Here is a 5,900-nt window from a genome sequence, read left to right on the forward strand (position 1 = left end):
CATAATCACGAAAGCAAAGGCAGGAGAACAACAGAAGGCAAAGAAAATCAGCCCGGGAAAGCTCAGATCAAGCCAACACGCGTACCGCGCGCGGCCTGCGCACGTCGATTGATGATGAAAGCGCGCTGACATGGGGGCCAAAAGTTACCGCCGCGAAAGATATGAGCCTGACGCCGGAAGAGGCGGAGCGCCGCTGGCGCGAACAACTGCGGATCGAGGCGGAGCGACGCGCAGATAACTATGCCGCCGCGGTTGCGGAATATCAGAAGAAAAAGGCCGAAGCCGCATTGCGCCAGGCGCAACAACAGGAATCGACGCAAAAACACGGCATCTCCGAAGAGGTGATCGCCAGCATCGGCGCACAGCTCAGAGACTGTCGGATTTTCGTCAGTGATGAGGTTGTGCGATCGGTCGCAGGCGGCGCACGCGTTCGCCACGGCGGCGGTCTGCTCGCGGCGGACAATGGTCGGTTGCGTGGAGTGAACGTATGGCGCGCAGGCGAGAAAGATAAACCAACTTCCGAATACATGGCAGTGCGTGACCTGGTCACACGCTGGAAGAAGGCAGTTAAACGGAAAAAACAGGATTGAACCTGCGGGGGAATGGTTAGTCATGGTCACTTTTAACTGTTCTGGTCGATTCTATCGAGCAACGCGAAAAATGGCGGCTGAGAAATAAGCTGACGAAATTCTCAATCATTAAAAAGTGGCTGTAAAAATTAACAGGGGTTAGTTGACAAAATCAAAATTCTGCACCATTATCCCGGTTGACAAAGTTTGATTTTTGCACTGAAAGGAAAGTGACCCGATGCAAAATTACCCATTACCCTGGACGTTTCATCCGCAGTTAACCGAAGAACGCTTATCTATCATTGCGGAGGCACTCCTTAAAGTGCAGGAAGACACGCATGAGCTTTTGTCTTCTTCTCTTGATGATAATTATACCCGTGCAACATGCACTTTTGGACGCCAGAAGAATCGAATCGTCAAACTGTGCATGTCAAAAAAATACGACTGGTTGGGGCTTTCAAATCCGAATAACGATTACACAATCACTATTGGCGGTATCCCAATCCGTTCTTTTAGCGATGATCCAACTAATCCGAAAAAGGCTAACTTCTTCCGAAAGAATAGTGTTGATCAGCTATTTGCATCAGAAGATACAATCCCTACGATTTGGCGCTTCGTTGTAGAAAAGCCAGAGTTCGAAGGTGAAGGTGGGCGAGTGCATTTTGCGGGTTATAATGCGCTGGAAGAAATGCTCTCCTTATGGACGTATGGCGAAGAACGGGTAACTGTGCTGCATTCTACAGACGATACCCCGCCAGCACCGGTTAAGATTGAGCTGGATGATATCAGCGCTTCTGTTCCTGAAAAGGAAAAGAAAAGCGATAATGGATAATAGTAGGTGAAAAGTGTTTAACGGTTCTAATTTGCGATTGGCTCGTCTGTATCACGAGTTATCACTGGAGCAAGTAGCTGAGCGGGTCGATAAGACCCGCCAGTACATTCAGCGGCTGGAATCCGGCTCGGCTGTGCCTACTCCTGAGCTTGCGAATAAATTAGCTGCCGTATTGCTGGTCACGCCTGAATTTTTCGCAGTGCAAGAGCAGTCTCCAGTGAATGAAGAGATCGTTCACTTCCGCAAGCGTAGTTCAACACGCATGGCTACTAAGTGGGCGACGCTCGCTAAAGCTGAATTGTATCGCCGTCTCATTGAAGTTTTTGATGAGTACTTGAATTTACCGCCAGTAAGATTTCCTGAACTGAGAGTGAATACTCAAGAGGACATAGAAAGAGCCGCTGAGAAATGCCGGGCTGATTGGGGATTGGGTTTTGGGCCGATCGACAATATGACTCGTCTTGCTGAAAAGCTAGGAGCATTTGTTACTTCTTTCGATTCTGTCTCTGATGACGTGGATGCGCTTTCTGTTCCTTTAAGTCGGCCATTCATTGTAAGAAATACGGCTAAAAAATCGCCTTGCCGTCAGCGTTTTGATATTGCTCACGAAGTGGCACATTTGATTTTGCATGAGGGTATTTCAACGGGGGATCGGGTAACTGAATCTCAAGCTAACCGTTTTGCATCAGCATTGCTTCTACCCAGATCGGCGATGGCAAAATATTTCCCTCGCCCAATTGGCGGCCGTATCGACTGGCAGGGGTTAAGTCAGTTTAAGCTGACGTGGAAAGTTAGTAAGGCAGCAACAATTTATAGAGCGCATCAGCTTTCTCTCTTGACCGATGCCCAATATAAAACGGCATTCTTCGGTTTAAAGCGCAAGGGGGAAGCCATTGATGAAAAAGAGGATTATTTGATTCCTAATGAAAAGCCAGAGCTATTTCATAAGGCAATGAAGTTTCTCTTAACGGAGCTGTCAGTTGATGTTGAGTCATTAGCCAAGCGTCTGTGTATTACTCCGGCTATGTTAGCTGAGTTAGCGAACGATAATTCGTTAGATTTTGCCCCAGAAATCGCTACCGAAAACGTTGTTTCTTTATCTGCTTATCGAATGAAATCTGCATAATTTGATAACCAATGAATCCCGCTTCGGCGGGATTTTTTTTCCTGCAAAAATGGCGCATAAACTTGCACAAAATTGCACAATTTTTGAAATGGCGTTTTTGCTGCCCGGCCTCAGCACTGGCGGGGCTTCAGCCGGTTGCACAAAGTGCACAAAAAGAGGCATGTTTAGCGCGCAGGCGAGGCGGGGGAGCAAGCGCGCGCTTTGGGGGTAGGGAAGGGGTCGGCATACCTCGCCAAAAGCCGCCTGCCGGGCGCGCACTTTCGCGGTGCATCGGGTGAACGCGCAGGCAAAAGCCCGCCAGAATGGAGCTGGCTGCGTCTGATTGGGAAATATGGCGTTGAGGTTTTGCAGGTTGGCCGACATGGCCGGGAATGATGGTGCTGCAGGTCGGTACCGCACCGCCAGGAATGGCAGTGCGGTACCTTCAGATCACTTCGGGATTTCCAGCAGGGCGTAAGGGTTGAAGCGGATCACCTCTTCGCCGAGCCAGTCGTTAACATGCTTCATCGCCTCCATGACCGGCGTCAGTTCGTTGACCGCAAACACTCGCGCCGCCTTCTCGACGTCGCCGAATGATCCGTTGCCTTCCGGGATGGCGCCCATCAGTTGCGGCGGCACGCGGTGAGCCGCGAGCATGTCGTCGCGGGTGGAGGACTTCACGCCGACAAACTCATCCTTCGCCGATATCTGGCTGAACGGCAGGATCTGCACCGCGTCTTTGCCGACGCCAGGCGCACTCAGCAGAATGTTTTTAAACGCACCACCACGCCGGGTATCGGTCAGCGTCTTCTTCAGGTTCTCAAGACTCTCGCCGTCGGCCACTGCGCTGCTGACGTAGACAATACAGCCGGCATGCGACCCATTGTCGTAGTAGAGCTTGCGGAACTTGTCGGCGGAGTGGGCCAGGTTGGCCGACAGCAGGCCGGCGAAATACTCCGGCATCCCGTAGATCTCCTGGTGAATATCCGGATTGATAACGTGGCACACCGAACCGGTTTCAAACTGATGATCGTCAAGCCCCGACTGAATAAACCAGTAGGTGTCAAGGTCAGAACCTCGCCGGGTGTATTTCGCCAGCGAGTTACGAAAGCCCATCGGACCATTCAGGCGGTTGCGGCGCATCTCAAGATACGCGTTACCGAACACAAACCAGTCGAGCGCAAAGGCAGAGAACGCCTGGCGCGACAGCAGCCTGTGCGGGACAAAGCACCCGGCCAGCACATTACGTTTGAAGAACAGCGCCGACTGGTGCCAGCTTGCGTAGCCGAACTGGCGGGCCAGCCCGTACCAGCTGATCGGTGTCTCGTAGTACCGGCCATTGTTGGCGCAGTACATGTTATCCAGCAGGTCATGAGCACCCGTCACCGGCCACGGGCCATCAAACGTGAACGCGCTCAGGCCCGGCGCCGACTTCAGCGCGTCGGCGAGGTCGGCTTGCTCTCTGGCATACTGCCTGCCGCGCGGGGATTTTCGTCTGCTCATCAGTACTCCATAACAGTCATAGTGTTGCCGCCTTCCTGACCCAGCGGCTCGTTAACGGTGGCGAGCATAGTCGCCCAGGCGAGGTCGCCGTGACTCACACCACGGGCGCGGTCGGTATCGTAGGTGATTACGCCGCCAGGAGTGACTACCTTGCGCACGGCGCAGAATGCGGTGATCAGGTCATACTCGCCGCGGTCATACTCCCAGCGGCCGGCGCGGATCAGTTGCAGCATCTTCAGTACCAGCATGCGCTTGCTGGCTGGCGAGAACTGGTAGCACACCGCCGCCGGAAAGCGTTTCTTCACGAGCTGATAAACTGCCTCGCCAATACCGCTGCCATCAATGCCGATGTGCTGCACGTTGTAGCGTGTGAGCATGTTAATGATCATGGCGGCCTGCGCCTCAAACTCCATGCCGCGCACACGAATGGTCTCGATAGTGCGGAATTTGCCGCCGGGGATCAGTGGTGCCGCATTAACGGAGATGGCGCCGCTGTCGCCTTTGCCGCTGGACCCGTTGGGGTCGTATCCAATCCATACCGGGCGATCGGCCATCGGGCGCATGGCGTAGGGCTTCCAGTCCGGCCACTCGTCATAGCCGTCTGCGCCGCAGCTCAGTAACATGTTGTAATCAAAGGCCGTTTCGCCGTTCTTGATGAAGGTGCAGGCGTAGAGGTTGTCGTACTCTTCCGGGCTGTTTTCCTCGCGGATTTCGTCAATGTCAGTGAGATCCCATCCGTTATCGACGGCATCCTGCAACGTGACGATCTGGCGCCAGATTTTATCCGGGCACATCAGCCCGCTGTTAAGTGTCTTCCAGCTCGTGTCGAACTCCACGCGCTTACCGTGGCTACGGCCCTTGTTGAAGGCTTCACCCGACCAGAAGGGGTATGCTTCGTGACTCTCTGCCGATGGGGTGGAAAAGTAGGTGCGCGTCAGCCCCTTCAGCGTCGCCATCGCGCCAGCTACTTTCTTCAGGTTGGCAAACTGCCCGACCCAGAAAAATTCGTCAAAGTACAGATTGCCGGTATAGGACTGTGCGGTTGCCGCCGACGTGCCGAGAAAGTGCAGTTCCGCACCGTTGAACAGCTGGATCATGTCACCGCCCTTCAGCTCAACATCAACCTCAGCGGCGGCGGCGCGAATAAAGCTGCGGAACTGGTATGCCTGGCGACGACTCGCCGACAGGAAGATCTGGTTGAGCTGGTGCTTGTATTTCACGTCACCCGTTAGCGCACGCAGCAGAGCCTCGCGGGCAAAGTACCATGTCGCGCCGACTTGCCGGCTCTTCAGAATGGCCCGGTTACGGTGGTGAAGGTTTTCATACCAGGTTTTCTGGTGCCAGTGCAGCGAGTCGATAATATTGGCACGCAGCGCGGAGATCTGCGCCTCTGAAAAGAAGTTCTGTTTCTTGCGGATCTTTTTCTTCGGCTGTGTCACTGGCGTGCCGTTATCCAGCTTTTTGAGCTGCCGGGTCAGCAGGTCAATTTCTTTGAAGTCGCCCCCGGTCTTTGTGTCCTTACTGGTGAGCTGGATCAGTCGTGCGTCAATGGACGTCGTGACACGCTGGATCGGCGGTGTGGTGTCCCACTCATCGCGCTTTTTCCATGAGTATACCGTGTTCGGGTTGATACCCATCAGGCGCGCGATCTCCGCCGGCGGGTACCCCTGCCAGTAGAGCTGCCGTGCCCGCTGCATGATGAATGCTTCTTCAATCGCCATTAATCCTCCTCGCTTCCTGCCGGGGAGATTAACCCGCGCGCGCGCGCCCTTTCGCCCGCTTTTGGTTGTGGCGGAACCCTCACAACAACAACGCGTTGAGCGCGTGTGTCACCGCCTGCCATCATCACCAGGAACTCAACCAGATGAGCAAAAGAACATGGCTAACCACC

General features: G+C 54.0%; 4 protein-coding genes and 1 pseudogene. 3 read left to right on the forward strand and 2 right to left on the reverse strand.

Translation table 11 applies throughout. The annotated features are described in order from the left end of the window. Positions 1-5 precede the first annotated feature (5 nt). From ACI2JR_RS27810 to ACI2JR_RS27820, 3 genes and pseudogenes are all read left to right on the forward strand, one after another. Positions 6-590, forward strand: a pseudogene (locus ACI2JR_RS27810) (replication endonuclease); the annotation flags it as partial. A 217-nt stretch (positions 591-807) separates the two neighbouring features. Next, a complete protein-coding gene (locus ACI2JR_RS27815; protein ID WP_024153925.1) occupies positions 808-1,401 on the forward strand; it encodes a hypothetical protein in 594 nt (197 codons plus the stop codon). 13 nt (positions 1,402-1,414) lie between these two features. Further along, on the forward strand, positions 1,415-2,527 hold the full coding sequence (locus tag ACI2JR_RS27820) for a helix-turn-helix domain-containing protein (RefSeq protein WP_462480055.1): 1,113 nt from the start codon (positions 1,415-1,417) through the stop codon (positions 2,525-2,527). Positions 2,528-2,956: 429 nt separating this feature from the next. Here the strand turns inward: ACI2JR_RS27820 and ACI2JR_RS27825 are convergent, their stop codons facing one another. Beyond that, complete coding sequence (locus ACI2JR_RS27825; RefSeq protein ID WP_445298078.1) at positions 2,957-4,009, reverse strand: phage portal protein; 1,053 nt, start codon at positions 4,007-4,009, stop codon at positions 2,957-2,959. Continuing rightward, complete coding sequence (locus ACI2JR_RS27830) at positions 4,009-5,730, reverse strand: terminase large subunit domain-containing protein (RefSeq protein WP_162661806.1); 1,722 nt, start codon at positions 5,728-5,730, stop codon at positions 4,009-4,011. Before ACI2JR_RS27830 ends, ACI2JR_RS27825 begins: the two co-directional genes overlap by 1 nt. Between the last annotated feature and the right edge of the window lie 170 nt (positions 5,731-5,900).

The organism is Klebsiella sp. NPDC088457, from assembly GCF_044900465.1.
Classification (GTDB): Bacteria; Pseudomonadota; Gammaproteobacteria; order Enterobacterales; family Enterobacteriaceae; genus Klebsiella.

Bases quoted from the DNA above. Each gene is read 5' to 3' on its own strand.
- ACI2JR_RS27815 (WP_024153925.1), top strand. From the start codon at position 808: ATGCAAAATTACCCATTACCCTGGACGTTTCATCCGCAGTTAACCGAA.
- ACI2JR_RS27825 (WP_445298078.1), bottom strand. From the start codon at position 4,009: ATGAGCAGACGAAAATCCCCGCGCGGCAGGCAGTATGCCAGAGAGCAA.
- ACI2JR_RS27830 (WP_162661806.1), bottom strand. From the start codon at position 5,730: ATGGCGATTGAAGAAGCATTCATCATGCAGCGGGCACGGCAGCTCTAC.